We start from the raw sequence: 26,815 nt of genomic DNA, 5'->3' as shown, positions 1-26,815 counted from the left end.
GCGGGCGTCTGACGGTTGCTACAGCCGCCCCCTGCGGGGAATCAGCCCTTGGCCTTGGTTTCCTTCGACGCCTTCGTCCCCTTGGTCTCCTTCGGCGGCGGTACTGCGGCCTCGGGTTCCAGCGTCCTGGCGCTGAGGGTCACGGCCTGGATGCGGTACGGCAGAATGCCGATGCGGCGGGCCTCGATCTTGAAGGTCGTGCGCTCGTTGTCGTCGGCGTCCTCCCACTCGTCCTTCACCGTGCGGCCTTCTACCAGCACGCGCATGCCCTTCTGGTACAGGTCTTTCCAGTGGTCGGCGTCGCGGTGCCACAGCTCCACCGGCGCCCAGAAGCCGCCGCGGTCCTCGAATTCACCGTCCTTCTTTGGGATCGGGTTGTCGAAGTAGACGTTCAGGCGCAGCAGCCGGCGCGGCTCGTCGTTGCCGTTAGGGAATTCGCGATAGTCCGGCGCGGAACCGATGTTGCCCTCGCCGACGAAGTGCGTGCTCATGGAGACTCCTTGGGGGTGGTGGATGGAACCGACGCGGCATGCCCGTGGACACGTCGCAGGTAAGCCGCTTCGGCCTGCGCGGCCTTGCTGGCGCACTCCTGGGCCTGGCGGCCCAGCGTGTGAAGGAGGCTGATCTGCATGTTCAAAGCGATGCGCTGCAGCTCCATCGCGTACAGGTCGTCGATCAGCGAGGCCGGCGTCGCCGGGCGGTCGAGCAGCGATTCCCACAGCGCCACGCCCATGGAAGAACGGTCGTGGTTGCGCCAGCGCAGGAAGGTCGTGCCTGCGCCAGTGGTCTGCTGGGCCAGTTGCACGTCGAGCAGCGAGAAGGGGTAGGCCCGCGCCTGTTGCAGCACGCGCCGCTGCGCCAGCCCGATTAAGTCGTCGCGCAGCGCCGTGCACTGGTTGGCCCAGGCCTCCAGACTCCCCTTACCTTTAAAAAAAAGGCTGTAAAAGGCCTTTTAGGTAGGAGCCGTGTTCCAGGCGCTGGAAGTCCGCCTGTTCCAGCGGCAGGAAGCGCGCCGGTTGGCCGTTGGAAGACGATGCTGTCATGCCTTCGTGCCTTCGCCGTCATGGTCGTGGTCGTCGTCCGCCACGTCGGCTGCGCCAGCGCTGGGTGCGGCATCCGCGGCTTTACCAGGCTTGCCCGACCGCCGTGCGATCGGTGGCGCAAAGCGCGAGCGGCGCGTGCCTTCGAGCACGTCCTGCGGCAACTCGCCGAACTTCTCCAGCGCCGCCCGCGCCACCGCGTTCTTCGAGGCGAAGTCGTCGCGCGTCGCGCCGGAGTAGCGGTACTGCTGTGCCAGCGAGAACAGGCTGCGCAGCGCATGCGCACCGTCGTTGAGCCAGCGTTCCAGCGTGCTGCGGTCGATCAGCGCGGTGTGGTGGGCGAGGATCAGCTTGCGGGCCAGGTCGTCGTAGTCGGCCAGCAGGTACACCGCTATGAAGCCGAGCTGCGCATTGACGAACAGCGGCAGCTTCACGGGCTGCACGTTCATGTTCTCGCCCAGCGACAGCGCGGGCGGCACGTCGGCCAGCGCCTGGTCCACCTGCTCACGCAGCGCCTGCAAGCTGTCCTTGGTCTGCGTCAGCTTGTCCTCGATGCGCAGCATCCAGAAATCCGAGTAGGGATCGTCCTGCTCGGCGCCGCGCTTCATCTTGTTCATCACGCTGATGTAGCCGTTCAGGCCGATGATCCCGGGCCGGCCCTCGGCAGGCGCTCGGCCATGCCAGATGCGTGAAGCGTGGTGGGTGTGCAGCGTCAGCGACATCGCGCTGCGCAGCGATCCGAGATTCAACTGCAGGGGCGGCTGGGATTCATTGGCCATGGTGACGACTCGCGGTACGGGAACGAGCCGCCAGCATCGGCATCGCCCGGAAGGGCGTCAGTCAACAAACCGCAGCGGGTGCGCTCCCGGTTGTCGCCCCGGAAGGTCGCGTGTTCCGTCTATCCCCAGGGGATAGGTCCGCGCCGGGCTGCGACCGTGCGACGCATGACAGAACCGAAGCCGATGCCTGGAAGGCTTCGTGTCCCAGCTATCCCCTGGGGATAGCTGCTCAGGAATCGCCCAGGGTTGAACGCAGTTTCGCCAGGTAGGCCCGCGCTGCCTCGCGGCCAGGGCCGTTCGGCGCGGGCGGTGGCGGTGCAGACGGTGCCGGTGCGGCTGGCCGTGGCGGCGGCGCAGGCGGCGTCGATGGCGAACCGCCTTCGCCGGCCCAGGCCTTGAACTCGCCGCGCATCGCCTTCTGGATGATGCCGAACAGATAGCCGGCCGGGTTGCGTACCGCGCTTTTGCGGCAGCGCGCATCCCATTCGTCCAACACCGCCTGCCGCAGCGACTCGTCCACCTGCTGCAAGGCCACCATCGCGCCGCTTTGCTGCTCGTCCTTCAAGCGCAGCAGGCGCTCGGGCAGGCGCAGGTGCTGCAACGACTTCGCGCGCGGTACTGTACGTACTTGATTTATACGATCCATACGTACAGTACGGTCCTCCTTCGGATTCCGAAGTGAGCCGTCTGGCGCGGATTTCAGCCCTGCTTCGGATTCCGAAGACGGGCCTTCGAGATTCCGAAGCAGGCCGTCCTGGCCTTCTTCGGATTCGTGATCCACAGGCGCTTGTGGATAACTCGCGTCCGCCCATTCGTTGCGCGCCATGCGCTGTGCCAGCACCTGCAGCCGCGTGGGCAGCGTGCGGCCGTTGAGCATCGGGTCTTCGGCGATCTCGCGCAGGGTGTTCATGCCGACGATCTGCACCGCCTTCGCCGCATGGGTCAGCGCCTGGCTGACCAGGCCGAGGTAGTCGGGGTCGAGCTGCATCGCCTCGAAGGGTGTCAGCGGTTCGTCGTGCAGCACGTAGAGGTTGCTCAGGATGCGCCCGGTCTTCGGGTCGCGGCGCCGTCGCACCAGGCTCAGCCAGCGCGTCAGCCGCAGCAGCGTCAAGGCGCGCGCCACGGTCTCGTGCGAGGCCTGCGCCGCGCAGGGCATCGAGGCGAGGTAGGGGCGAAGCTGGTCGTAGGTCGGGAACGCCGTCACGCCGTCGCTCTGGAGCTGCAGGCGGAGCACCTGCCAGGCGTTGCGCTCCAGCGGCGTCAGGCGCCGGTCGAGGAACAGCGCACGCGGCACGCTCTCGTGCCGGTTGCCGCTGTAGAGGAAGCCGTCGCTGACCGGCGCGGCCGGCAATGCAGCAGCAGCGCCGCGCGGGGCTGGCGGTGTCGGTGGTGCCCGTGGCACCAGTTCCCGCAGCGCGTCGTCGAACAGTGCCGACAGCGCCACGGGGCCATCGCGCCGGGGTGCGCCGCCGGTCGCCATGGCCTACACCAGCCCCTGGTCGATCCAGTTGCGTATCGCCGACCAGATCACCGACATCGGCAGGTTCAAGGTCTCGGCCAGGTCCATGGTCAGCGTCAGCATCGCCACCTCATCGTCCAGCGCGATGCCGCGCTCCATGACGCCGGCCTTCCACTGCTTCCACAGCGCCGTGTCCTGCGCCTCGTCCAGCACCGGATGCCGCCCCTTGCGCTTGGGCAGGCCGAGGATGTCGCGGCGCAGGGCCACCTCCTGGTGCGTAAGCCCGTAGAAGCGGCTGACCATCTCCGTGCTGGCGCCCAGGCGCAGCATGCGGTCGACCGTCGCGATCTCTCGCTCCACGTCGTGCACTTGGCTCAGCAGCCGCTTCAGCACATCGCGGTTCACCGACACCGAACACCACGACACCGTGGCGTTCACCAGCATGCTCACGAGTTCGGGGTGCTTGAGCGCGTCCAGCTCCTCCTCGCCGAAGCCCATCGCCTTGCAGCGCCGCAGTTGCCCATTGCGCAGGTCGTGCAGCGCCTGTGCGATGACGGCCTGGTTGAGCGGATGCGGTGCCGACATGATGGCCTCTGCTCAGGCGCCGTGGCCGGGGTTGCTGGAGGCCGCGCCGGTCTCCAGATCCAGCAGCCGGCGCGCCATGCGCAGCAGCCGGAACAGCTTTACCAGCCCGGCATCGCTCAGGCGCGGATATGCGCCGCCGCCATGCAGCAAGGCCGCTAGGTCGTCGGCCAGCCGGGCGCCATCGAAGCCGGGGGCGGGTCGGGGCGCGGCGCACAGCGCATGCAGCAAGGTCAGCACCGCACACGCGAACGGAGGCAATGCGCGCACCGCCGGGGGCGCCACGCAGACGAAGCCCATGCCGCCTTCGCTGGGTTCGACCTGCCCGGCCACGTCGGCTTCCTCGGCGATCTCGCGCGCGAACTGTGCGATGTGCACCCGCAGCCGATCCGGCACATCCAGGCCGGGCTCGATGTACCAGACATCCGAGATGGGGTAGAGCCCGCCCGCCTGCACAGGGATCGCGCGCAGCGCGTCGGCCTCGAAGTCGGGCAGCTTGTCGCCCATCTGATCGGCCACCATGCGCTGGATGGATTGCAGGCGTTCGGTGGTCGGGGCCGGGGACACGATGTGACCCTGCAGGCGTTCGTCATCCTGCTGCATGCCCTTGTCGCTGGCGGCCCGCGTGGAACCGGCCTGCGCAGCCTGGCCAGGGCCAGGCTCCGACGACTGCACCGAGGGGCCGGGCGGCAGCGAAGGCGGTGACGGTGGTCGCGGTGGCCCGGCCGGCACCGCAGGTCTTGCCGCCTGCAGCGGCGCAGGATCGCTGGTCAATGCGCGCTGCCGGCTCTCGCTGTCGTCGATTTCCAGGCTCAGCGTGTCGTAGTCCGCTTCCAGCAGCTCGGCCATCTGGCCGACCAGCTCGTCCTGCACCCGCTGCGGTGAGAAGTTGTCGGGCTGCGTGTCGAACTGCGCCAGCAGGTCCTGGAACAGCGTAGCGAAGTCCATCGACAGGTTGCGCCTCAGGGCATGCCGCTCCCAGGTGCGTTCGCAGGCCTTGCGCAGCACCGCGAGCCGTTCCACCTGATGCCGGCCGAGCCCGCCGTACAGCAGCGTGGGGATCGCCGGGAGCAGGTAGTGCACGGCGTCCTGCATGCGGCTGATGTGCGACTGCGGCAGCGGGAAGCCATCGGCCGTAAGCCGCCGCGCCAGCTCGCTCTGCGACAGCGGCTGGCCGCTGTCCCGCCCCATTTCCTGCTCGTAGAACTCGCGCGCCTTCTCCACGCCCAAGGCCCGCTCGATGAAGCTGAGCCCGCCGCGCAACTCGTTCTCGGCCAGGTGCCCGGTCAGCATCACCACTTCGCCGCGCTGCGGCCACGGGCGGAACAGGCAGGGGATGCGGAAGAACCGTTCGTCTTTCGTCTCGCTCCACAGCTCGCGCAGGATCGCCAGGCGCGTGTTGCCGCCGTTGCGGATGATGTAGTGCGGTTCGCCGGGCCGGCGCGTGATCGCGGGCGGCGCATCGAGCCCGCGTTCGCGGATCGAGGCCTTGATGTCCTCGTAGGCCGGGTTGCGCGTCACGCGCGGGTCGTGGTCGTAGGGGCGCAACTGGTCCAGCGTCACCACCATCGGCGTGTCGGCGATGGGGTCGCTCAGGGCCGCGACCGAAGGGCCGTTGCGCTCGAAGCCCGAGGCCAGCAGATTGGCGGCCATGTCCTGCGGCGTCAGGTCAGCCACGGCCATTCTCCTGAGATGCTGCAACACCCTGGGCCGCCTGTCGGTCGGCGCGGCGAAGCTGCGCACGGGCGTTGCGCTCGGCGCGGTGGTCGCTCGCCGTCGAGCTGGTGTAGATCGGCGCGCAGCCTTGCTTCGTGAACAGCAGGTGCCCGCCGCGGGTGCGCACCACCTTCCAACCTTCTCCCAGGGCGAACTCGATCAGCCCTCGCAGCCGCTTGTGGCCGCGGGCCAGGTCATGTGCGCTGGCCATGGCCGGCCCCTCCCGCGTCGCCTCGGCCGGTGACGAGCGCAAAGCGCTCCTGCCACGCCGGGAACAGCTCGCCGGCCAGCGCGCGCATGGTCTCCAATGCGGCAGGTGCCGTGCGGCCCGCCGGCTGGCGGTATTCCACCCGATGCACCGGCAGTCCGCGCGTCGCGGCGCGCGGATAGGCTTCAATCGCCGGCACGTCGGTGTCCAGCACGCGCACGCCAGGCTGCTCCTGGAATACCTGACGCAGCGCCTGCTGGATCAGCCGCGCATTCGACGACACCGGATGCACGCGGTTGATGAGCAGGTGCAGCGGCGGCGGCTCGATGCCGAGGTGGCGGTACGGCGCGATGTCCTCGATGAGTTGCAGCGTGCCGCGCCGCAGCTCGCGCGCCGCGAGGATTTCCGGCGTCACCGGCGAAAGCGCCAAGTTCGAGGCCAGCACCGCCATCTCCAGCAGCACGCTGCGCGCGCCCTGGGTGTCGATCAGCAGCAGGTCGTAGTGCGGCGCCAGCGTGGGCAGCAGGTGGCGCAGCCGCAATCTGCCATCGGGCGCGTGCAGCAGCAGCGTGTTCAGCTCGCCGCGGTCGTCGTTCGAGAGCACCAGGTCAAGCCGCTCGATCGCGGTGCGCGACACCAGTTGCTCGGCGCGCTGCTCGTTGTAGGCCAGCATCTCGTAGATCCCGGCCGGCGCGCGCTCGGCCAGCGTGAAGTAGCTCGACAGCGTGGGCTGCACGTCCAGGTCCAGCAGCAGCACGCGCAGCCCGGTGTCGGCTGCGAAGCCGCCCAGGTTGGCCGCCGTCGTGGTCTTGCCGACGCCGCCCTTGGTCGAAATGATGGACACCACCTGCATGGGCCTCTCCCGGTTGAATGGCATGTACCGAGGAAAAGCGTCAGGCGCGCTCATCGAGGCGATCGGCGATCCATTGCTCGACCTCCGCCGAGTCCCAGCCCACGGCGCGCACGCCCAAGCGCAGCGCCTTGGGGAACTTGCCTTCTTTCATCAGGCTGTAGATGTGCGCGCGCTTGAAGCCGGTTTTGGCCTCGACTTCGGCGCGACGCAGGATGCGGTGCTCGGCCGGCACTGCCGGCGCGGTGGTCTGCGAAGACATGAGAGACACTCCTTGACGCTCACTGGCGCTGTTCGGAAAGTGCCTCGTATTCAATACACCGCGGTCGCCGAAATCACTGCAATTGCAGAAGCAGCGACTGCAATTGCAGTGCGCCGCATCGGCATCATGCTGGCCGCGTCGTCAGCGCGACGCCTCCAGGTGGCGCCGCGCCTGCGCGAGCTTGCTCCACAGCGTCCGCTCGCTGAGACCCGGCCGCCCCTCATGGTGTGCGATCAGCGCGCTGACCACGGCATCCATGCTGCGGAACGACGAATAGGCCGCGCCTGACGGCGAATTGCCCAGCAGCAGCGTCAGCAGTCCGCCGATGATGTTGAGGTAAGTCGTCTCGCTGCGCAGGCCAGGCTCGCGCGCCTGTTCGTCGTTGGCCGCGCGCGTGGCATGTTCCTTCGCCAGTGCTTCGTGCGCGGTGCGCAGCGTTTCATGCACCAGGGCAAGTTCGGCAAGTTGCGACTTCGCTGCTTCGCGATCGGCCAGCAGAATGTTGAGCGTGTCCACGCTCACCGCCGGATGCACCGCGCGTTCGATGCCGTCAAACAAAAACCCCGGCCGATCGCCGGGGTAGAACTGCGACATCCACGCTTTCAAGTCCACGTGGCGCACGGTCAGCTCGGGGTCGTCGAGCGCCGGCCGCTGCGAGTCCAGCACGATGCCGGCCTTGCCACCGGGCAATTCGCCATGCGTCAGCGCGTCGAAGATGCGCTCGGCATACAGGCGCAGCAGCGGCCAGCGCGGGAATTCGCCGGGCTCCGGCATGGCACGCTGCTCCAGCGCTTCCAGAATACGCTGCTCGAAGCGCAGGAGACCGCACCAGCGGACGGCCGCCTCGATCGGTCGGTAGTACGTCTTTGCGCCAAAGGCGTGGCTGCTCGATTTCGGCATATCGCGCTCTTCCCATCGTCGGATCGACACATGGCAAGCGCGCGCGGCCCACATGGGCGCAGCGATTGCCCAAAGAACCCGATGAAGCGCGAGCCGGTCGGCATCGTGGTGGACGTTGGGTGCGGCGATGTCGCCGAGCGTTACGCAGGGGGCAAACCTCCTTGCGGTGCCCGCTACACCTCAACCATAATGCACCTGCGAAAAATCTTGTTACCGGCGCAACGGTCTGAAAAGCCGCGCATCCAAGTTCGATCAGGAAGGGATGCTGCGCTTTACCGGAAAACCAGGGCAAAGTTTTCGTAGGAATACGGGCGGGGTAAAGCGCCAATGCGACTTCCGGCTGAGCCGGTTTGCATCCAGCAAGGGCTCATGCGTTCTGCGTCACTGCTGTGACCTCGACAGCTTGAAGGTGCCTTGCTTGATGCCGGGTGGATAGGCCCGATTCGCCATCCATGCCCGTGACGCAAAAGGTCGGCCGCCGATGCAATGCGGGTCAAGGTCCAGACCGAAAGGGAATCGTACCGTCCAAAATCCCCGCGTCACATCGGGCGTTGATCGGTGCCTTGCGGGCGTCCGACACGCTCCACGCGGTCGATGAACTGCCGCAGCGGCTCCATGATTTCGCCTTCGGGTCGCAGTAGATAGGTCGTCAGCGAAGCGGTCTCGTCGGCCAGCGGCCGCACGACGACATCGGCCTGATGGCAACCCGCCAGATGCGCCGCGCTCGAAAAGCCCACGCCGTAGCCGGCGGCCACGAGGGCCAGCATCAGGGAATGGGTCTTGACGTACTCGGCTACCGTCGGCTGCGCATCCACCGTGCGGAGCAGCCGTTCGCGCTGCCGGCTGCAACCTTCGCAGACCTGGGGATCGCACAGCACCAGCGGATAGCTCGCCACTTCCTCCAGCGGCACTTCCTTGAAAGCCAGCAGCGGATGCCTGGCGGGCAAAGCCACCACCAGCGGGTCTCGCCACACCGGCATGGCGACGATGCCGGCGTCCATTTCACCAGCCAATGCAAAACCTGCGTCATACAAGTCGTTGCGCAGTCCAGTCACCGACTGCGCCAGTGGCGTTTCAAATATCCGAATGCCGACCTGTGGTGCCTCCTCGCGGCAAAGCGCAAGCAACGCCGACAAGCGGGCCTGCCCCATGTCACCAGATAGTGCGATGCGCAGCGTGTTCCGCTGGTTCGCTGCGGCGCGTGCCTTGGTCTGCGCTTGCTCGAAGGCCAGCAGTACGCGCCGGGCTTCTTCGAGGAAGACCTGTCCCGCCGGTGTGAGACGAACACTGCGTGGCAAGCGGTTGAGCAGCGGCACCCCTAAATCCGCCTCCATCTGGCGGATCGTGCGCGACAGTGGAGACTGTTCGATGTGCAGCCGTCGAGCAGCCCGGCCGAAGTGCAGTTCCTCGGCTACGGCGATGAAGCAGCGAAGATGGCGTAAGTTCATGCTTTCTCCCTACCGATGTGATCAGTCCATATCATCGTAGGGAGCCGAATAGTGCGGAGGATTCACCTCTGTATCGAGATGAGAGCCATCATGGGGGGTGATGCTCGGATGCTTTTCGCCCATGTCAGCGCCTACGGCGAAGCTCTCGTTCGAGATCGCCCAGCTGCGACGCCTGAAGTTCGGCAAGAAGAGCGAGCAGCTCGATGCCGAACAACGCGCGCTGTTCGACGAGGCTCTGGACGCCGACCTTGCCGCGGCTGAGGCGCAGCTCCAGGAACTGCTGGGCAAGAAGAAGCCGCCGGCTACGCCTGGCGCGATGCCTAAGCGCACCGCCTTGCCGGCGGACCTGCCGCGCGTGGACTGCCACCACGAGCCCGAGAACACCCGCTGCGCGTGCGGCTGTGCGCTCAAGCGCATCAGCGAGAAGCTGGACTACACGCCGGGCGTGTTCACGGTCGAGTGCCACATCCGCGGCAAGTGGACCTGCGCATAGGTGCCGAACGCTGACCCAGGCGCCGGTCCCGGCGGAGATCATCGCCAAGGGCATCCCCACCTCCGGGCTGCTCGCGTAGGTGCTGGTCGCAAAGGACTCCGACCATCTGCCGCTTACACGGTCGTCCCTAGGCAAGCAGGAATAAGCTGCGTGAGTGAATCGGGAGGTTTGCGTAGCTGATGGCTGGCCAGCAGCGTCTGCGCCGGCGGCTTCACCGGCACGAAAGCGCATGTGCGGGCGGGTTGCCGCCTCGCAGATCGCTGCGGCATCGGCCGCACCGTTCTTGCGTCCCTTGCCGGCCATGCGGTAGGGCGTGACGAAGTGGCCTGCAATCAGCCGCGCATCCAGCCCATAGCCGCGCAGCTTGCGTGCCCAGTGATGCGCACCGCCGCAGGCCTCCAGGGCCACCAGGCAGCCGGGAGGCAGCTCCACGCACCAGGCCGCAAACTTGTCAGCGGCCAGCGCCTTGGCAACCACCACGCGCGCATCCACCGCATGCACCTAGATAACCCGCTTGACCAGATCCACCCCGACTCGGGCAATCTCGTTCATGGACTTCCCCTTTCACATGGCTGCAGATTGATGACTTGGGGAGCACCATCGCGGCGGCAGCCAACATTTGTTTCCTGGCTGCTTACGATTGAGTCACATCAATCGGCCAGCAGGTCGCTGGATGTTGACTCTTGACTTTCGGCATGTTAGGCGCAATATCTTGCAAAGTCTTGCAAGAATTTCCTCGAGCGAGGCCGCGTGACGACGGAACTTGTGGGGGTGGTATGACAGCGCGCCAGCAGGCGATCTTCACACTCGACGAGTTGGCTACCTACTTAAAGGTCGGCAAGCGGACGCTTTACCGGCTCGCCGCGCACGGGGAAATTCCGGCCTTCAAGGTCGGCGGGACGTGGCGGTTTCGTCAAAGTGAAATCGATCAATGGATCAATGATCAGATCCAAGCAGGCAGAAAGAAGGAGGTGATACGCACAGATGAGCAGCCGAAGTCAGCGAAACATCCCGTGTTGCCTGGGCGCGCTATCCATAGCCGCAGGCAAGCGGATTGAGTGAGTCTTCAATTGATTTCTGGAGGTATGACATGGACATTGATTTCAAGAAATTGGCTCCCTGGAACTGGTTCAAAAAGGAGCAGGAAGAACAACAGAGCACTGCCTCGCTGCCGGTGCAGCGCAATGACCTGCCTGTGGCGGGTGGGCCCGTCAGTCCCATCCTGCAATTGCATCGCGAGATCGACCGCCTGTTCGACGGCGCGTTTCGAGGCTTCGGTTTCCCGACGCTGGCCATGCCACGCTGGCCGTCGGACTGGCCGGGCATGCTGAAGCCGGCGCTGGACATCCAGGAGACCGACAAGCAGTACAAGATCGCCCTGGAAGTACCCGGCATCGAGGAAAAAGACATCCAGATCACGCTCGACAACGACGTGCTGCTGGTGCGCGGTGAAAAGCGTCAGGAGCAGGAAACGAAAGACGGCGGTTTCCACCGGGTGGAGCGCTCCTACGGCAGCTTTCAGCGCGCTCTGAACCTGCCGGCCGATGCCAACCAGGACACGATCAAGGCCGCTTTCAAGAACGGCGTGCTCACGATCACGATGGAAAAGCGCGAGGCCAGTACGCCCAAGCAGGGGCGCTCGATCCCGATCAACGGCTGACGCGGGGCAGCGCGTTTTTCTCAAAAACCACAAAGAGATGAGGCACCGCGATCGGCGGTGCCTCGTCAGATCAATCTTTACAGGAGCATCAGCATGGCCAGAAAACAATGCCAAGTCTGCGGCCAGCCCGCCACGGTGCGGGTGGAAGCCAATCTCAATGGTCGCCACAGCACCATGCTGTTGTGTGACGATCACTATCGCCAACTGGTGCGCCAGCAAAAGCGCACCGTCTCACCGCTGGAAGCCTTGTTCGGCTCGCGCAGCGGGCTGTTCGAAGACTTCCTTGGCAGCGACTTCTTCCGCATCGGTGACGACGCACCGTCCATGGCGGCCGATACCGACGAGGTCGTCGATGCCTCGTTCGGCGAACCCGCCCCGGCCGGTACGGGCACCGCGCGCCGTCGCGGCAGTGGGCTCGCCAGCCGTATCAGCGAACAGTCCGAGGCCCTATTGCAGGAGGCCGCCCGACACGCTGCAGAGTTCGGGCGCGCCGAAGTCGATACCGAACACCTGCTGCTGGCGCTATCCGACAGCGACGTGGTCAAGACCATCCTGGGGCAGTTCAAGATCAAGGTCGATGACCTCAAGCGCCAGATCGAATCCGAAGCCAAGCGCGGCGATAAGCCGTTCGAGGGCGAGATCGGCGTGTCGCCCCGGGTCAAGGACGCGCTCAGCCGTGCTTTCGTGGCCTCCAACGAACTCGGCCACTCTTATGTCGGGCCGGAGCATTTCCTGATCGGGCTCGCCGAGGAAGGCGAAGGTTTGGCGGCCAACCTGCTGCGCCGTTACGGCCTCACGCCGCAAGCGCTGCGCCAGCAGGTAAGCAAGGTGGTCGGCAAAGGGGCCGAGGATGGCCGCGCCGAGACGCCGACCAACACGCCGGAACTCGACAAGTATTCGCGCGACCTCACCAAGATGGCGCGCGAGGGCAAGCTCGATCCGGTCATCGGCCGCGCGCAGGAGATCGAGACGACCATCGAAGTGCTGGCCCGGCGCAAGAAGAACAACCCGGTGCTGATCGGCGAGCCCGGCGTCGGCAAGACCGCCATCGTCGAAGGGTTGGCGCAGCGCATGGTGGCCGGCGAAGTGCCTGAGACGCTGCGCGACAAGCGCCTGGTGGAACTCAACATCAATGCCATGGTGGCTGGCGCCAAGTACCGGGGCGAGTTCGAGGAGCGCGTGCAGAAGGTGCTCAAGGAAGTGACCGAGCACCAGGGCGAGCTGATTCTCTTCATCGACGAGGTGCACACCATCGTCGGTGCAGGCCAGGGTGGCGGCGAAGGCGGGCTGGACGTGGCCAACGTGTTCAAGCCGATGATGGCGCGCGGCGAACTGAACCTGATCGGCGCCACCACGCTCAACGAGTACCAGAAGTACATCGAGAAGGACGCCGCGCTGGAGCGTCGCTTCCAGCCGGTGATGGTGCCCGAGCCGACGGTAGCGCAGACCATGATGATCCTGCGCGGCCTGCGCGACACCTTCGAGGCACACCACAAGGTCAGCATCACCGAGGATGCGATCATCGCCGCCGCCGAGTTGTCGGACCGCTACATCACCGCGCGCTTTTTGCCTGACAAGGCCATCGACCTGCTCGACCAGGCGGCCGCACGCGTGAAGCTGTCGGCCACGGCCCGCCCGGTGGCGGTGCAAGAGCTGGAGTCCGAACTGCACCAGCTGCGGCGTGAGCAGGACTATGTGGCCTCGCGCAAGCAGTACGACAAGGCCGCCGAGCTGGGCAAGCACATCGAGGCCAAAGAGGCCGAACTCAAGAAGCTTGTCGAGGAATGGGAACGCGAGCGCGCCTCGGGCAGTGCCGAAGTCAAAGCCGAGCATGTCGCGCAGATCGTCTCGCGCCTGACCGGCATTCCGGTCAACGAGCTGACGGTGGAAGAACGCGAGAAGCTGCTGCATCTGGAGCAGCGGCTGCACGAGCGCCTGGTGGGCCAGGACGAAGCGGTGCGCGCGGTGGCCGATGCCGTGCGGTTGTCGCGCGCGGGCCTGCGCGAGGGCAGCAAGCCGGTGGCGACTTTTCTGTTCCTCGGGCCGACCGGCGTGGGCAAGACCGAGCTCGCCAAGGCGCTGGCCGAGTCCATCTATGGCGATGAAGGTGCGCTGCTGCGCATCGACATGTCCGAGTACGGGGAACGCCATACCGTGGCACGCCTGGTGGGCGCGCCTCCGGGTTATGTGGGCTATGACGAGGGCGGCCAGCTCACCGAGAAGGTGCGTCGCAAGCCCTACAGCGTGTTGCTGCTGGACGAGATCGAGAAGGCTCACCCCGACGTCTACAACATCCTGCTGCAGGTGTTCGACGACGGGCGGCTCACCGACGGCAAGGGCCGGGTGGTGGATTTCACCAATACCATCATCATCGCCACCTCGAACTTGGGCTCGGACATCATCCAGCGTCGGCTGAAGGCCCGTGGCGCCGCCGGCGAGGAATACGAGAAGACCAAGGGCGAGGTGATGGACGTGCTGCGCGGACACTTCCGCCCCGAGTTCCTCAACCGCATCGACGAGATCATCGTCTTCCATGCGCTGGGCAAGGAGGAGATCCGCCATATCGTCGGCCTGCAGCTCGATCGTGTGGCCCGCAACGCCGCCAGCCAGGGCGTGACGCTGACCTTCGATCAGACCTTGATCGATCACTTCGCGGAGGAAGGCTACAAGCCCGAGTTCGGCGCGCGTGAGCTCAAGCGGCTGATCCGCAGCGAGCTGGAAACTGCTCTGGCGCGCGAGATGCTGGGTGGCGGTATCGGCAAGGCCGATCACGCCAGCGCCCGCTGGGACGACAAGGCCGAACGGGTGGTCTTCGAGCGCCAGGAGCCACCCGCGAAGCCGGCCGAGCCTGAGAAGCCCGATGCCGCGAACGTGGCCGAGACGCCGCCGAGCGACGCGAGCAAGCCTGCGCGCAAGAAGAAGTCAGCGGGCGGCGAATCTTGAGTCATGGGGAGGCTGTCGTGTCCGACCCCAACGGGCTGACATGGGCAGCCACCCTCGTGTCGCTGGCGGTCGCTATCCCCACAGCGGGGCACGCGGTCATCTACAAGCGTGACCCTCGATCGGCCACGCTGTGGGTGCTGCTGATCGCGCTGTTGCCGCTGGGCGGTTCGCTGCTGTATGGGCTGTTCGGCATCAACCGTTACCAGCGGCGGGCGCGGCGGCTGTTTCCGGGGGCAGATCCTGCTGTTCGGCAGGACCTCGCGCCTACGATGCCCCAGGCCGTATCGGCGCCGTTTGCCGGCCTGGCGCACCTGGTGGGACGTGCCACCGGCCAGTCGCTGACCAGCGGCAACCGCATCGAGCCGCTCGTCGATGGCGAGCAGGCCTACCCGGCCATGCTCGCTGCCATCGAGTCGGCGCGGCACAGCGTCGCGCTGGCTTCGTACATCTTCGACAGCCAAGGCATCGGGGCGCAGTTCGTCGATGCGCTGCGCCGGGCTCATGAGCGCGGCGTGCAAGTGCGGGTGCTGATCGACGACGTCTATGCCCGCTGGAGGCCCCGCAGCGCTTACCGCGCCTTGCAACGCGCCGGCGTTCCGGCGGCGACGTTCAACCCGACGTTGATTCCCGCGCGCCTGCATGCCGCGCATCTGCGCAATCACCGCAAGCTGCTGGTGATCGATGGCGAGACGGGTTTCACCGGCGGCATGAACATCTTCAGCCCGTATTGGCGGCCCGATGCGCCGGAGCAGGCCTGTCACGATTTGCACTTTCGTCTGCGCGGGCCGGTGGTTGCGCATCTGATGCGGTGCTTCACCGATGATTGGTGCGATACCACGGGCGAGCGGCTCAGCAAGGGTTTCTGGGGCGAACCGCCCGCAACGGCTGATGAGCAAGGAACCTCTTGGGCGCGCGGCATCGAGGCCGGTCCCGATGAGGCCCTGGACAGGATGCGCTGGACCTTCATGGGCGCTTTGAGCGCGGCGAAGCATTCGGTGCGCATCTGGACACCTTACTTCGTGCCCGATCAGCCGATGATCGCGGCGCTGAGCACGGCCGCGTTGCGCGGCGTGCGCGTCGAGGTGCTGACGCCCGCAAACGGCGACCATCTCACGGTGCAATGGGCCGCGCGCGCCCACTACTGGCAGGTGCTGGAGCACGGTGTACGCATCTTCGAACGGCCTGGCCCGTTCGACCACAGCAAGCTGATGCTGATAGACGGCCAGTGGTGCTGCCTGGGTTCGGCCAATTGGGATGCGCGCAGCCTGCGCCTCAACTTCGAGTTCAATGTGGAGGTGTACGACACCGCGCTGTCTACGCGGCTGGAATCCCTTTTTGATGCCGCTCGTGATGCGTCGGGCGAGATATCGGCGAAGGCGTTGCGCGCCCGCCCGCTGGCCATCCGCTTGCGCGACGGGGTGGCCCGTCTGTTCACCCCCATTCTCTAGCGACACGACTTGCGAGGAACATTGCCCATGGAAAAGAAAGATCAATGGAACATTGGCTACTGGATCGTCGCCGGCCTGTTGCTGCTGACGCTGCAGAACTACTGGCAGGCGGCCAAGACCGTCGAGCCCGTGCCCTACAGCGAATTCGAGAAGGCGCTGGCCGAGGGGCGCGTCGCCGAAGTGCTGGTGTCGGACCGCACGGTCACCGGGCGCCTGAAATCGCCGGACAGCCGGGGCAAGACCACCATCGTGGCCACCCGTGTCGAACCCGACCTGGCCGAGCGGCTGTCCAAGTACGACGTGCCCTATGCGCGGGTGGTGGAAAGCACCTGGCTACGTGATGTGCTCTCCTGGATTCTGCCGGCGGTGGCCTTCTTCGGCGTCTGGTTCTTCCTGTTCCGCCGCTTCGCCGAGAAGCAGGGCATGGGTGGCTTCCTGAGCATCGGCAAGAGCCGTGCCAAGGTATTCATGGAGAAGAACACTGGCGTGACCTTTGCCGATGTCGCTGGCGTCGATGAAGCCAAGGCGGAGTTGGTTGAGATCGTCGATTTCCTCAAGAATCCGCAGGAGTATGGACGGCTCGGGGCGCGCATCCCGAAAGGTGTGTTGCTGGTTGGCCCGCCCGGCACGGGCAAGACCCTGCTGGCCAAGGCCGTGGCGGGCGAGGCCGGGGTACCGTTCTTCTCTATCTCCGGCTCGGAGTTCGTCGAGATGTTTGTCGGCGTGGGCGCGGCGCGGGTGCGCGACCTGTTCGAGCAGGCGCGCGGGCAGGCGCCGGCCATCATCTTCATCGATGAACTCGACGCGCTGGGCCGTGCACGCGGCGTCGGCGGGCCCATCGGCGGCCACGACGAGCGTGAGCAGACGCTCAACCAGCTGCTCACCGAGATGGACGGCTTCGACAGCTCGGTGGGGCTGATCATCCTCGCCGCCACCAACCGCCCCGAAATCCTCGACCAGGCGCTGCTGCGCGCCGGCCGCTTCGACCGCCAGGTGCTGGTGGACCGGCCCGACAAGAAGGGACGGCTGGACATCCTGAAAGTCCACGTCAAGAAGGTGACGCTGGCTCAGGATATCGATCTCGAACAGGTGGCTGCGCTGACCACGGGCTTTTCGGGTGCAGACCTCGCGAACCTGGTCAACGAGGCCGCGCTGGCCGCGACCCGGCGCAAAGCGTCCGCCGTGGAGTTGCAGGATTTCACCGCCGCCATCGAGCGCATCGTGGCGGGCCTGGAGAAGAAGAACCGAGTACTCAATCCCAAGGAGCGGGAAACCGTGGCCTATCACGAGATGGGCCATGCGCTGGTGGCGCTGGCGCTGCCCGGCACCGACCCCGTGCACAAGATCTCGATCATCCCGCGCGGCATCGGCGCGCTGGGCTACACGCTGCAACGCCCCACCGAAGACCGCTTCCTGATGACGCGCGCCGATCTGGAACACAAGATCGCCGTACTGCTGGGCGGTCGTGCGGCCGAGAAGCTCGTGTTCGGCGAGCTGTCCACCGGGGCTGCCGATGACCTCGCACGGGCCACCGACATCGCCCGCGACATGATCACCCGCTTTGGCATGGACGAAGGACTGGGCTACATCGCCTTCGAGGCGCAGCGGCCACGCTTTCTCGATACACCGGAACTGGCCCACGGCGGCTGCCGGGTGGCCGAATCGACCCAGGCGCGCATCGATCAGGCCATCCGCGACATCGTGATGGGCGTGTTCGAGCGCGCCTACCGGATCCTCGACACCAACCGCGCGGTGCTGGAGCGTTGTGCGCGCGAACTGCTGGCGCGGGAAACGCTCGACGAAAGCGATATCCGTCAATTGACTCAAGGACTTGTTCGGAACTGAAAACAGTAGTAGGTGCCATTCAGAGTAAGCCGGCGGCTCTGTTCGGTGCGTCATCCAATTCGCCGGCATTGTTCAAGGAGAACCGATATGTCTGCATTGACTCCGTGGGACCCCTTCCGGGAACTGGATGAATTGCAAAACCGCCTGGCGACGATGTTCGGACGAATACCCCAGCGACAGGGCGCCCGTACCGGCAACGAAGCCATGACCACGGCGGACTGGGCACCAATGGCGGACATCAGCGAGGATGAGAACGCATTCCTCCTCAAGCTGGATCTGCCGGAGGTCCCCAAGGATGCCGTGCGCGTCAGCGCGGAAAACGGTGTGCTCACCATCAGCGGCGAGCGCAAACTGGAAAAAGAGGAGCAGGGCAAGAAGTTCCACCGCATCGAACGTGCGTATGGCCGCTTTGTGCGCAGCTTTGTCTTGCCTGACAACGTTGATCCGACCAAGGTGACGGCTTCCATGAAAGACGGCGTGCTGGAAGTGCGGCTTGTCAAGGCCGAGCAAGCCAAACCGAAACAGATTGAAATCTCAGTCAACTAACTTTAATTAGGAGCCCAAGATCATGAATATCAAACAGCCACAATACACCTTCTCCGCACTTGCCCTGGCGGTCGTCGTCGGACTGAGCGGACCGGCTCTGGCCCAATCGGCGGCAGGTTCTAGCCCAGGTGCTGCAGCACCCTCTGCCGCATCCAAGGCGGCACAGCCACAGGTAGATGACAAGGCCGCCCGGGAAGCCGATAAAAAGCGTGCCGAGCTCACTCAAGACGCCATCACTGCGCTCACCAAGACCCAGGAGGCTTTGACCCTCCTTGATGCAAAGAAGACCAAGGAGGCGCTCGCTGCGCTGGAACTGGCCAGCGGAAAGCTGGAACTGGTATTGGCACGCGACGCCAAACTTGCTTTGGCGCCGGTCGATGTACGCGTCATCACCCACGATATCCACGCCAACGTGGAATCGGTGAAGAAGGCGGTCAAGTTGTCTCGGGAGTTGTTGGGTGATGGCGAGCTGCAAAAGGCCCGGCCCATCGTCGCCAATCTGGCCAGCGAAATCGTGATCGAAACCGACAACCTGCCGATGGCAACGTACCCGGCAGCGATCAAGTCGGCCGCACGGCTCATCGACAGCGGCAAGATCGACGACGCCAAGGCGGAACTCGCCCGAGCACTGAACACGCTGGTGGTGACCTCGGTCGCCTTTCCTCTGCCCGTGCTACGGGCTGAAGCCGCGATGGCAAAAGCTGAAAAGCTGGCCGAGACCGACAAGCGCGATGCCAAGCAGAACGAGGAGCTCAGCACCTTGCTGTCGTCCGTGCGCACGGAGATCGAGATGGCGCAGATCCTGGGTTATGGCAAGAAGGCGGATTTCAAACCCATCTTCGATCATGTGAAGTCCATTGAGCAAAAGTCGGCTGGTGGCAAAAGCGGCAAGGGATGGTTCGACGAGTTGAAGACGCGCCTCCAAAAGCTGTTTTGAGATGATGAAGAGGCCGACTGTTCGGTCGGTCAGTCTCGCGATGTTCGCAGTCAGCCCCAATAGATTCGCCTATTTTCACTAACTCATACGAGGCATATCACCATGAATGAGCAAACATCGAATCCCAATGCGACGAACAAAGAAATAAACGAACAGGCCGCGGTAAGCAGCCTTCCTGTCAGTCCAGAGGCCAAGGCTGAAGTCGTCACGGAGGTACAGCCTGAGGTTCAGAAGGAAACGGACTCGCAGGCGGCAGACAAACGTAAACAAGTCCTCGATGAGGCCGTCTCGGCCTTGTCGCTGACCAAATCAGCGCTGGCCGCACTTGACGGCAAGGACGCTGCACGCGCATTGGCAACGCTGGCCGAAGTGACGGGAAAGCTGGAGCTGATCGTTGCGCGCGAACCCACGCTCGCCCTGGCCCCCGTTGATGTGCGCACCATCGTGCACGACTTGTTCGCCAACACGCAAACCATTGAGGCGATGACCGACGAGGCGCTGGATGCCCTCAAACATGGCGAGGTGCAACGGGCACGTCACGTGCTGGCTTTGCTGGCCAGTGAAATCGTGATCGCGGTCACCAACATCCCTCTGGCGTCCTATCCCGCAGCCGTGAAGTCAGTCGTGCCGCTGATCGATCAGGGCAAGATCGAAGAAGCCAAAGCCGCGCTGCAGTCAGCGCTCAGCACGCTGGTCGAGGAGCGCAGCGTGCTTCCGCTGCCCGTCCTGCGTGCGAAGCTGCTCCTGAAGCGCGCCGAGACCTTGGTAGAAGATGGTCAGCGGAGCGAAGCGTCCAATGAGCGCCTGGAGACATTATTGAACGAAGCGCGGCAGCAGTTGGAAATGGCAGAACTGCTGGGCTATGGAAAGAAGAAGGACTTTGAGCCCCTGTATGCTGAACTCAAGAAAGTCAAGCAAAAGACGGCTGGGGGAGGCGGCGGAAAAGGCTGGCTCGATGAAATCAAGGCAAAACTGTCCAAGTTGTTCTGAAACCGCTGGATAGGGCCTAAGAGGGGCGCGTCGCGCCCCTCTCTTGGCTCAGGAGTGTTTGATTTTTTATTTTGTATAGATCTTTAGGAGATATTGCATGAACACAGACACCATCGCTAATTCCAATGCGGATGACCCCACCAAAGCACTGTGTTCGCTGAGCCAAAATTGGTGGCTTTTTGTGCTGCGCGGTGTCTTGGCATTGATTTTTGCAGCCCTTGCGTTCTGGATGCCACAATCGGCTCTGTTGGCCATGACCATCATGTTCGGCGCATTTTCCTTGGTCAATGGCGCTTTCAACTTGGTTGCAGCGGTGCGCCATATCCAGAAAAAAGAGCGCTGGGGCTGGCTGCTGTTCAGCGGCATTGTCGGCATACTTACGGGCGTCGTCGTCCTGGTTGCTCCTTGGGTCGCCACGATAGTCTTGGCTTCTTTTTTATGGGCTAGCGTGGGCTTCTGGGCGATTTTCACCGGTGTGCTGGAGATATCCGCCGCCGTTCGGCTGCGTCAAGAAATCAAGGGTGAAATTTGGCTTGCCTTCAGTGGACTGCTCTCGATTGTCCTTGGCGCTATCGTCTTGTGGATATTTTTTTCCCGTCCGGTCGAGTCATTCCTGGCCGCAGGCTGGCTGTTGGGCTTCTATGCGGCAGTCTATGGTGTCACGCTTCTGCTCTTGAGTTGGCGTCTTCGCAAAACGCGCCAGGGATAAGAGCGGGTCAAACTAAATTCTATGGATATGAGCATCCTCGATTCATACCTCCATAGAAATGACATCAAAGGAGTCATGCATGCAGATTCAATATAGCTATCGAGCTATCGACAAAGAGTTTCATGAACCTTGGCAGAGAGCTTTGGGAAATGTGATCGAGCACGCCCTCAAGCCATTGCTCGACAAACACACTAAAGATTCAGTGCGACTTCAAATCGTCCTTGATCGCGACAAGATCAAGCGGCAATTTCTGGCCAGTGGCTATATGCACCTGCCCGGCAAAAAAATTGTCAGCGTTACTGCATCACATGACGAGCTGACGCCCCTCGCGCAGATGCTCGCACAGTCGTTGTTCCGTCAGGCCAAGAAGCATTTTGACCGACTGCATGCTCAGGATCAAATCAAGCGCAAAGCACGACGCGAGCGCTTGCGCGAGCTCAAGGTGCGGATTGCCGCAAAACCCGCATCAGCCGCCCATGAGGCCGAGGCGACCCGAATGCCTCTACTGTCGAAACTTGAGGCTGTCGCAAGGCGTGAGCTGGCTTATCTGCGGGCCGTCGGCGATGTACCGCGCGATTATCCGACGCTGCGCGACGTGGTGGATGAAGCGATTGTCCAAGCTGAGGTGGAATGGCAATCCGTGCCGGAAGAAAAAGCGGCTTACTTCGGTCTTCTGAAGCATCTGTTCGCCGTCCTGGATCACGAAGTGGCAAACAGCCGGCAATTTGGCGAATTCGTTTCTCTGGACGCGCCGGTCGAAGCGGATGCCCAGGACGTCGCCGAGGCCATGGTGGAAGAGGAAGTCTTCGAATTTTATCAGCCCGATGACACACTCAGGCTGGCCGATATCATCGCTGACAGTCAGCATCCCGATGCCGCAACGATCGCGGAACAGGAGGAGCTAGTTGATCGGTCGAGCGAGTTCGCTTTTGCATTCGACCTGCTGAAGGACATGCCGCGTTTGTGGCGGCGCATTTTTCTGCTTCTCCGTGTGGACGGGCTGGATGCCAGCAGCGTCTCTGAAATCCTGCTGATTCCTAGTCAGGAAGATACTGTCCAAAGGTGGCTCATGCAGGCCGAAGCGTTCATCGCTGCTCATTTGGAAGAGGCCGGAGTAAGCAAAGACGGGAACGATTGGCTCCAAGGCGTTGATTGGTCGGCATTGTCTGTGACCCGAAGCGCGGCAGCCTCACTGTGGTCCAAGGAGGCGAACCATGAAGAATGATCTTCACCTTGTCTGCCCGCATTGCCAGTCCATCAACCGCGTACCGACTGCGAAGCTATCGGAACATCCCAACTGCGGCCGCTGCCAGCAGCCCTTGTTCACGGGCGAACCCATCGAGTTGACCACGGCGACGTTCTCGCGCCACGTGGAGCGCAGCGACCTGCCACTGTTGGTCGATTTCTGGGCACCTTGGTGCGGGCCGTGCAAGATGATGGCCCCGCAGTTCCAGCAAGCGGCGCGCCAGCTCGAACCCAGGGTCAGGCTGGCCAAGGTCAATACCGAGGCAGAACCCCACCTGGCCGCGCAGTTCGGCATCCGCAGCATTCCGACGCTCGCCCTGTTCCAGGGTGGGCGGGAGATCGGGCGTCAGGCCGGCGCCTTGGGCGCGCAGGACATCGTGCGCTGGGCATCTGCACAGGTGGGGCGCTGACCGATGCAGGACTTGCTCGGCGCCACCCTGATCCTGCTGGCGGCATGCAGCCTCGCGGCGGTGGCGACGGCGGCGTTCAGAGTGCCCGCCTTGCTGGGTTACCTCGCCGCCGGCGCCTTACTGGGCCCCTCAGTCACCGGCGTGATCGCGCCGGGAGAAGCGCTTGATTTTCTGTCCGAGCTGGGAGTGGCGCTACTGCTGTTCATGGTCGGACTGGAATTCTCCCTCGGGCACTTTTGGCTCACTCGCAAGACCGTACTGGTGGCTGGCAGTTTGCAGATGGTCGTTGTGGCCGCACCTCTGACCCTGATGCTGATGGGGTTGGGGCAGCCAGCTCAGAGCGCTGCGCTGCTCGGCGCTGCGGCGGCCATGTCTTCCACGGCGCTGGTCAGCCGGCAGTTGGCCGACCAGGGTGAACTCACCACACGCCATGGCCGCAGCGCCATCGCCGTGCTGGTCTTTCAGGATCTGGCCAGCGTGCCCCTGTTGGCCTTGCTGGCGATCTGGGCGCGCGGCGAGTCGCCGAAGGTCGAGAGCATGCTGCTCGAAGTGTTGGGCGTGCTGGTGTTGTTCGCAGCAGCGGCGGTTGCTTCGCGCCGTCTGTTGCATGGCCTGCTGGGCTGGGTGGCGCGGCGGGGCCACGAGGAATCGTTCGTGCTCGTCTCCTTGTGCGTGGTGGTGGCTGCCGCCGCCGCTGCGCACGCGGTCGGCGTATCCGCCGCCCTAGGGGCCTTCCTCGCCGGGATGGTGCTGGGCGAGAGCGACTTCCGGCACCACATGGAAAGCCACCTCAAACCGTTTCGCGATGTGTTGTCGGGCGTGTTCTTCGTGACCATCGGCCTGCAACTGGACGGAGCACAGATTCTTTCGGCTCCGCTGACGGTGCTGGCGTGGCTGGCAGTGCTGGTACCGGTCAAGATCGGGCTCAACACCCTGGCCTTGCGGGCGACGCGCCTGTCCGCCCTCGATGCCTGGCGCACGGGCATAGCGTTGGGGCATGGCGGCGAGTTCGCCCTGCTGTTGTTGGGCATGGTCTTGCAGCAGCATCTGATTCCCGCGACCGTCGTACAACCCATGCTGGTCGCGCTGGTGCTCAGCATGGCCTTGGCACCGCTGCTGATCCGCCATCACGATGTACTTGCCCGGTTCTTGAGCCGCACCGGCGGCGTCATTCAGCCACCCCAGGCTGAAGAAGTTGAGATCGCCGCGCAGACGGCGCGATATCGAGACCATGTCATCGTTTGCGGCGCGGGCGAGCTTGGCCTGACCGTCAGCGAGATTCTTCGCCACGCCGGCGTGGCGCATCTGCTGCTGGAGGCGGACGCGCAGAAGGTCGAGGCCGCGCGTGCCGCCGGCGCGCCGGTGTTCCATGGCGATGCCAGTCGGCCCGATACCCTGCTGGCTGCCGGGTTGGCGCAAGCGCGTCTGGTGGTGCTCACGTTCGACCATGCCCAGCAAGTGCTGCGCATCGCCCAGGCGATTGCCGAGCGCCGTCCGGCGCTGACCTTGTGGGTGTCATGCAGAAGTACGACCGCGGCCGATGCATTTCGCGCCATGCCCAACGCGCGCGTGTACCAGCAATCCTTTGCCGCAGGCCTTGGGCTGGCGGAACAGGTGATGTCGACGCTTGGCATGTCGACCGAGCTGATTGAAGGACACATCAGCGCAATGCGCCGCCGTCTCGACAGCAGCCGTTTTCCAGGGAGTTCATCGTCATGAAATCAACACGCCTTAACCCATTTCAGGTCTTCCGTGACCAATGGGCCATCATGAGTTTTTACGAGCGCTTCGAGCAGGTCGTCGCGCTCGTGCTGTCGGCGGTGATTGCCGTCATCATCGTGGTGTCGCTGTTCCAGCTCATCTCCATCGTCTTCACGCTGCTGGTTCTCGATGCCTTCAATCCCCTGGATCACAAGGTATTCCAGAGTGTGTTCGGCATGATCATGACGCTCTTGATCGCGATGGAGTTCAAGCATTCCATCGTGCGCGTGGCGCTGCGTCGGGACAGCATCATCCAGGTCAAGACCGTGATCCTCATCGGCCTGATCGCGCTGGCGCGCAAGTTCGTGATCCTCGACCCCGAGGCGAGCCCTGGCAAGATCGCCGCGCTTGCAGGCGCCACGCTGGCGCTTGGTGCCACTTACTGGCTGCTGCGCGAGCGCGACGACCGCGCCGCCGAGACATCTGAGCATGACCCGTCATCATCCCAGTGACCCGCGCGCGGCGTTGTTGCAACACCGCTGGCTCAACCGCCTGCAGACCGGGCTGTTGGTCCTGACCCTGGTCGGGATCGCAGCCGCCGCAGGAAGCCTGCTGTTCGGGGAAAGCGACCTGTGGCTCGCGCTGTTTGCCGTTGCAGGCACGCTGCTGCTGGAACCGGCAGCCGCATCCGCCTTGACCTTGCGCCTATACCGCGCCCGGGCGCTGCACCCACACGAAGCCCCGGAAATTTGGGCCCTGTTGCACGAGCTGTCCGTCCGTGCCGGTTTGCCCGCAACGCCGGTGCCGCACTACGTGCCCAGTGCCGTCGTCAACGCCTTCGCCACCGGATCGAAGCAGGAGGCATCGATCGCCCTCACCGATGGCCTGCTGCGCCGCCTGAGCCCACGCGAGCTGGCGGGTGTGCTCGCGCACGAGATCGCGCACATCGCCAGTGAGGATCTGCGCGTCATGGGGCTGGCGGATTCCGTCAGTCGCTTCACGAGCCTACTGGCCCTTATGGGACAGATCGCGATCCTGCTGAGCCTGCCCGCGCTGCTGGTTGGCGCGGCGGAGGTCTATTGGCCTGGTTTATTGTTATTGGCCGCATCGCCCCAGCTGGCCCTGCTCGCACAGCTCGGCTTGTCTCGCGTGCGTGAGTTCGACGCTGACCGCCTCGCGGCGGAACTGACGGGCGACCCGCAGGGGCTGGCGTCCGCGCTGGCGAAAATCGAGCGGGTCAGCCGCTCCTGGCGTGCCTGGCTGTGGCCGGGATGGGGCAATCCCGAACCCTCCTGGTTGCGCACGCATCCGGCCACGCAAGAACGCATCTCACGCCTACTGACGTTGGCGCCTGGGCCAGCATCAGCGTTGCCACTCCACCCGCCCCATTTCTTGCCGGAATCCGCTGTGACGCCGCGCCCACCGCGCTGGCGCCCGAGCGGGCTGTGGCGCTGATTGCCTATCAACAGGAGACTTCTCATGGCCTACCCCGACCCGTACCAACGTCCCGCGCCGGACCGCTTCGTCCGGCGCTGGCTCGTCATCACCGCCTGCATTGCCGCGCTCATGCTGCTGTGGCAGTTCCTGCCCGCCATCGAGGCCTGGTTCAGTCCGCGTGAGGCGGCAGAACGCACCGTGACGGCGCGTGGCGATCTGGCGGCGGACGAGAAAGCCAACATCGAACTGTTCGAGAAATCGCGCGCCTCGGTGGTCTACATCACCACCGCGCAATTGGTACGCGATGTCTGGACGCGCAACGTCTTCTCCGTGCCGCGCGGCACCGGTTCGGGCTTTATCTGGGACGATGCCGGCCACGTCGTCACCAACTTCCACGTCATCCAGGGTGCTTCTGAAGCCACGGTCAAACTCGCCGATGGCCGCGACTACCAGGCCGCGCTGGTGGGGACGAGCCCAGCGCACGACATCGCCGTGCTCAAGATTGGCGTCGGTTTCAAGCGCCCGCCGGCCGTGCCGGTCGGCACCAGTGCCGACCTCAAGGTGGGTCAGAAGGTGTTCGCTATCGGCAACCCCTTCGGCCTGGACTGGACGCTCACCACCGGCATCGTCTCCGCGCTCGACCGCTCGTTACCCGGAGAAGCGGGCGGCCCGGCCATCGATCACCTGATCCAGACCGACGCCGCCATCAACCCTGGCAACTCCGGTGGGCCGCTGCTCGATTCGGCAGGAAGGCTCATCGGCATCAACACGGCGATCTATAGCCCCTCCGGCGCCTCGGCCGGGATTGGTTTCGCCGTGCCGGTGGACACCGTCATGCGCGTAGTCCCGCAACTCATCAAGACCGGTAAGTACATCCGTCCGGCGCTGGGCATTGAGGTGGACGAACAGCTCAATCAGCGCCTGCTGGCGCTGACTGGAAGCAAGGGCGTGTTCGTGTTGCGTGTTACCCCTGGTTCGGCAGCGCACAAGGCCGGCCTCGCGGGTGTCGAAGTCACGCCGCAAGGCATCGTGCCGGGCGACCGCATCATCGATGTTGATGGCCAGGCGACGGACGATGTGGCCAAGCTGCTCGCGCGGCTAGACGACAGGAAGGTCGGCGATGTGGTGGTCTTGTCAGTGGAGCGGGCCGGCAAATCGCGCGAGGTGCGTGTGGAGCTGCAACCCGGGAATTGATTGAACTGAACCT

At 64.5% G+C, this 26,815-nt stretch carries 25 protein-coding genes and 3 pseudogenes; 16 read left to right on the top strand and 12 right to left on the bottom strand.

Features of this window, described 5'->3' with window-relative positions:
* Positions 1-41: 41 nt before the first annotated feature.
* The 11 genes and pseudogenes from AT395_RS04310 to AT395_RS04260 form a co-directional block, all read right to left on the bottom strand.
* On the bottom strand, positions 42-491 hold the full coding sequence (locus tag AT395_RS04310) for a single-stranded DNA-binding protein (RefSeq protein WP_003454893.1): 450 nt from the start codon (positions 489-491) through the stop codon (positions 42-44).
* A pseudogene (locus AT395_RS04305) lies at positions 488-1,043 on the bottom strand (DUF3158 family protein). Before AT395_RS04305 ends, AT395_RS04310 begins: the two are co-directional and overlap by 4 nt.
* A complete protein-coding gene (locus tag AT395_RS04300; RefSeq protein WP_004265522.1) occupies positions 1,040-1,819 on the bottom strand; it encodes a PFL_4669 family integrating conjugative element protein in 780 nt (259 codons plus the stop codon). Before AT395_RS04300 ends, AT395_RS04305 begins: the two are co-directional and overlap by 4 nt.
* Positions 1,820-2,048: 229 nt before the next feature.
* Positions 2,049-3,299 carry an STY4528 family pathogenicity island replication protein gene (locus AT395_RS04295; RefSeq protein WP_020306388.1) on the bottom strand — a complete coding sequence of 417 codons (1,251 nt, stop codon included), beginning with the start codon at positions 3,297-3,299 and terminating at the stop codon, positions 2,049-2,051.
* 3 nt (positions 3,300-3,302) lie between these two features.
* Positions 3,303-3,863 (bottom strand): DUF2857 domain-containing protein, encoded by a 561-nt coding sequence (locus tag AT395_RS04290; protein ID WP_003454899.1) that lies wholly within the window; start codon positions 3,861-3,863, stop codon positions 3,303-3,305.
* 12 nt (positions 3,864-3,875) lie between these two features.
* Positions 3,876-5,537 (bottom strand): ParB family protein, encoded by a 1,662-nt coding sequence (locus AT395_RS04285; protein ID WP_048628071.1) that lies wholly within the window; start codon positions 5,535-5,537, stop codon positions 3,876-3,878.
* Complete coding sequence (locus tag AT395_RS04280) at positions 5,530-5,787, bottom strand: hypothetical protein (RefSeq protein WP_003454921.1); 258 nt, start codon at positions 5,785-5,787, stop codon at positions 5,530-5,532. Before AT395_RS04280 ends, AT395_RS04285 begins: the two co-directional genes overlap by 8 nt.
* A complete protein-coding gene (locus AT395_RS04275) occupies positions 5,771-6,637 on the bottom strand; it encodes a ParA family protein (protein ID WP_004265510.1) in 867 nt (288 codons plus the stop codon). Before AT395_RS04275 ends, AT395_RS04280 begins: the two co-directional genes overlap by 17 nt.
* A gap of 40 nt (positions 6,638-6,677) precedes the next feature.
* The gene (locus AT395_RS04270; RefSeq protein WP_003454927.1) at positions 6,678-6,896 is read right to left on the bottom strand and encodes an AlpA family transcriptional regulator; all 219 of its coding nucleotides are present in this window, start codon (positions 6,894-6,896) and stop codon (positions 6,678-6,680) included.
* 141 nt (positions 6,897-7,037) lie between these two features.
* The gene (locus AT395_RS04265; RefSeq protein ID WP_003454930.1) at positions 7,038-7,796 is read right to left on the bottom strand and encodes a hypothetical protein; all 759 of its coding nucleotides are present in this window, start codon (positions 7,794-7,796) and stop codon (positions 7,038-7,040) included.
* A 539-nt stretch (positions 7,797-8,335) separates the two neighbouring features.
* Positions 8,336-9,244: a LysR family transcriptional regulator gene (locus AT395_RS04260; RefSeq protein WP_048627980.1), complete on the bottom strand. Its 909-nt coding sequence runs from the start codon at positions 9,242-9,244 to the stop codon at positions 8,336-8,338.
* A gap of 139 nt (positions 9,245-9,383) precedes the next feature.
* Between AT395_RS04260 and AT395_RS04255 the strand changes: the two are divergent.
* Positions 9,384-9,813, top strand: a pseudogene (locus tag AT395_RS04255) (transposase domain-containing protein); the annotation flags it as partial.
* A 91-nt stretch (positions 9,814-9,904) separates the two neighbouring features.
* Here AT395_RS04255 and AT395_RS26450 read toward each other — a convergent pair.
* Positions 9,905-10,238: pseudogene (locus AT395_RS26450) on the bottom strand (IS110 family transposase); the annotation flags it as partial.
* Between the two features lie 275 nt (positions 10,239-10,513).
* On the opposite strand from AT395_RS26450, the gene mads1 reads away from it, so the two are divergent.
* The 15 genes from mads1 (at position 10,514) to AT395_RS04175 (ending at position 26,802) form a co-directional block, all read left to right on the top strand.
* On the top strand, positions 10,514-10,795 hold the full coding sequence (gene mads1 / locus AT395_RS04245) for a methylation-associated defense system helix-turn-helix domain-containing protein MAD1 (RefSeq protein ID WP_003454941.1): 282 nt from the start codon (positions 10,514-10,516) through the stop codon (positions 10,793-10,795).
* A 32-nt stretch (positions 10,796-10,827) separates the two neighbouring features.
* A complete protein-coding gene (locus tag AT395_RS04240; RefSeq protein WP_048627981.1) occupies positions 10,828-11,397 on the top strand; it encodes an Hsp20/alpha crystallin family protein in 570 nt (189 codons plus the stop codon).
* A gap of 93 nt (positions 11,398-11,490) precedes the next feature.
* On the top strand, positions 11,491-14,340 hold the full coding sequence (gene clpK, locus AT395_RS04235; protein WP_023115022.1) for a heat shock survival AAA family ATPase ClpK: 2,850 nt from the start codon (positions 11,491-11,493) through the stop codon (positions 14,338-14,340).
* A gap of 17 nt (positions 14,341-14,357) precedes the next feature.
* Positions 14,358-15,788: a cardiolipin synthase gene (gene cls, locus AT395_RS04230; protein ID WP_034050559.1), complete on the top strand. Its 1,431-nt coding sequence runs from the start codon at positions 14,358-14,360 to the stop codon at positions 15,786-15,788.
* A 27-nt stretch (positions 15,789-15,815) separates the two neighbouring features.
* Positions 15,816-17,633 (top strand): ATP-dependent zinc metalloprotease FtsH, encoded by a 1,818-nt coding sequence (ftsH, locus tag AT395_RS04225; RefSeq protein WP_048627982.1) that lies wholly within the window; start codon positions 15,816-15,818, stop codon positions 17,631-17,633.
* An 87-nt stretch (positions 17,634-17,720) separates the two neighbouring features.
* Complete coding sequence (gene hsp20-GI / locus AT395_RS04220) at positions 17,721-18,179, top strand: small heat shock protein sHSP20-GI (protein ID WP_001275372.1); 459 nt, start codon at positions 17,721-17,723, stop codon at positions 18,177-18,179.
* 22 nt (positions 18,180-18,201) lie between these two features.
* A complete protein-coding gene (gene yfdX1 / locus AT395_RS04215) occupies positions 18,202-19,116 on the top strand; it encodes a heat resistance protein YfdX1 (protein ID WP_048627983.1) in 915 nt (304 codons plus the stop codon).
* A 102-nt stretch (positions 19,117-19,218) separates the two neighbouring features.
* On the top strand, positions 19,219-20,106 hold the full coding sequence (gene yfdX2, locus AT395_RS04210; protein ID WP_048627984.1) for a heat resistance protein YfdX2: 888 nt from the start codon (positions 19,219-19,221) through the stop codon (positions 20,104-20,106).
* Between the two features lie 97 nt (positions 20,107-20,203).
* Positions 20,204-20,815, top strand: coding sequence for a heat resistance membrane protein HdeD-GI (hdeD-GI, locus tag AT395_RS04205; RefSeq protein WP_048627985.1), 612 nt, complete (start codon positions 20,204-20,206; stop codon positions 20,813-20,815).
* 79 nt (positions 20,816-20,894) lie between these two features.
* A complete protein-coding gene (locus tag AT395_RS04200) occupies positions 20,895-22,040 on the top strand; it encodes an RNA polymerase sigma factor (protein WP_048627986.1) in 1,146 nt (381 codons plus the stop codon).
* Positions 22,030-22,470: a heat resistance system thioredoxin Trx-GI gene (gene trx-GI, locus AT395_RS04195; protein ID WP_012761376.1), complete on the top strand. Its 441-nt coding sequence runs from the start codon at positions 22,030-22,032 to the stop codon at positions 22,468-22,470. The genes AT395_RS04200 and trx-GI overlap by 11 nt, the downstream gene beginning before the upstream one ends.
* Positions 22,471-22,473: 3 nt before the next feature.
* Positions 22,474-24,189 (top strand): heat resistance system K+/H+ antiporter KefB-GI, encoded by a 1,716-nt coding sequence (gene kefB-GI, locus AT395_RS04190; protein ID WP_048627987.1) that lies wholly within the window; start codon positions 22,474-22,476, stop codon positions 24,187-24,189.
* Positions 24,186-24,683, top strand: coding sequence for a heat resistance protein PsiE-GI (gene psiE-GI / locus AT395_RS04185; protein WP_048627988.1), 498 nt, complete (start codon positions 24,186-24,188; stop codon positions 24,681-24,683). The genes kefB-GI and psiE-GI overlap by 4 nt, the downstream gene beginning before the upstream one ends.
* Positions 24,661-25,626: a zinc metalloprotease HtpX gene (locus tag AT395_RS04180; protein WP_048627989.1), complete on the top strand. Its 966-nt coding sequence runs from the start codon at positions 24,661-24,663 to the stop codon at positions 25,624-25,626. Before psiE-GI ends, AT395_RS04180 begins: the two co-directional genes overlap by 23 nt.
* A gap of 24 nt (positions 25,627-25,650) precedes the next feature.
* Positions 25,651-26,802 (top strand): S1C family serine protease, encoded by a 1,152-nt coding sequence (locus AT395_RS04175; RefSeq protein ID WP_048627990.1) that lies wholly within the window; start codon positions 25,651-25,653, stop codon positions 26,800-26,802.
* Positions 26,803-26,815: the final 13 nt, after the last annotated feature.

It is taken from the genome of Pandoraea apista (assembly GCF_001465595.2).
GTDB lineage: Bacteria > Pseudomonadota > Gammaproteobacteria > Burkholderiales > Burkholderiaceae > Pandoraea > Pandoraea apista.
The sequence above is the reverse complement of the archived record's forward strand: the minus strand, read 5'-3'. Positions and strand labels throughout refer to the sequence as shown.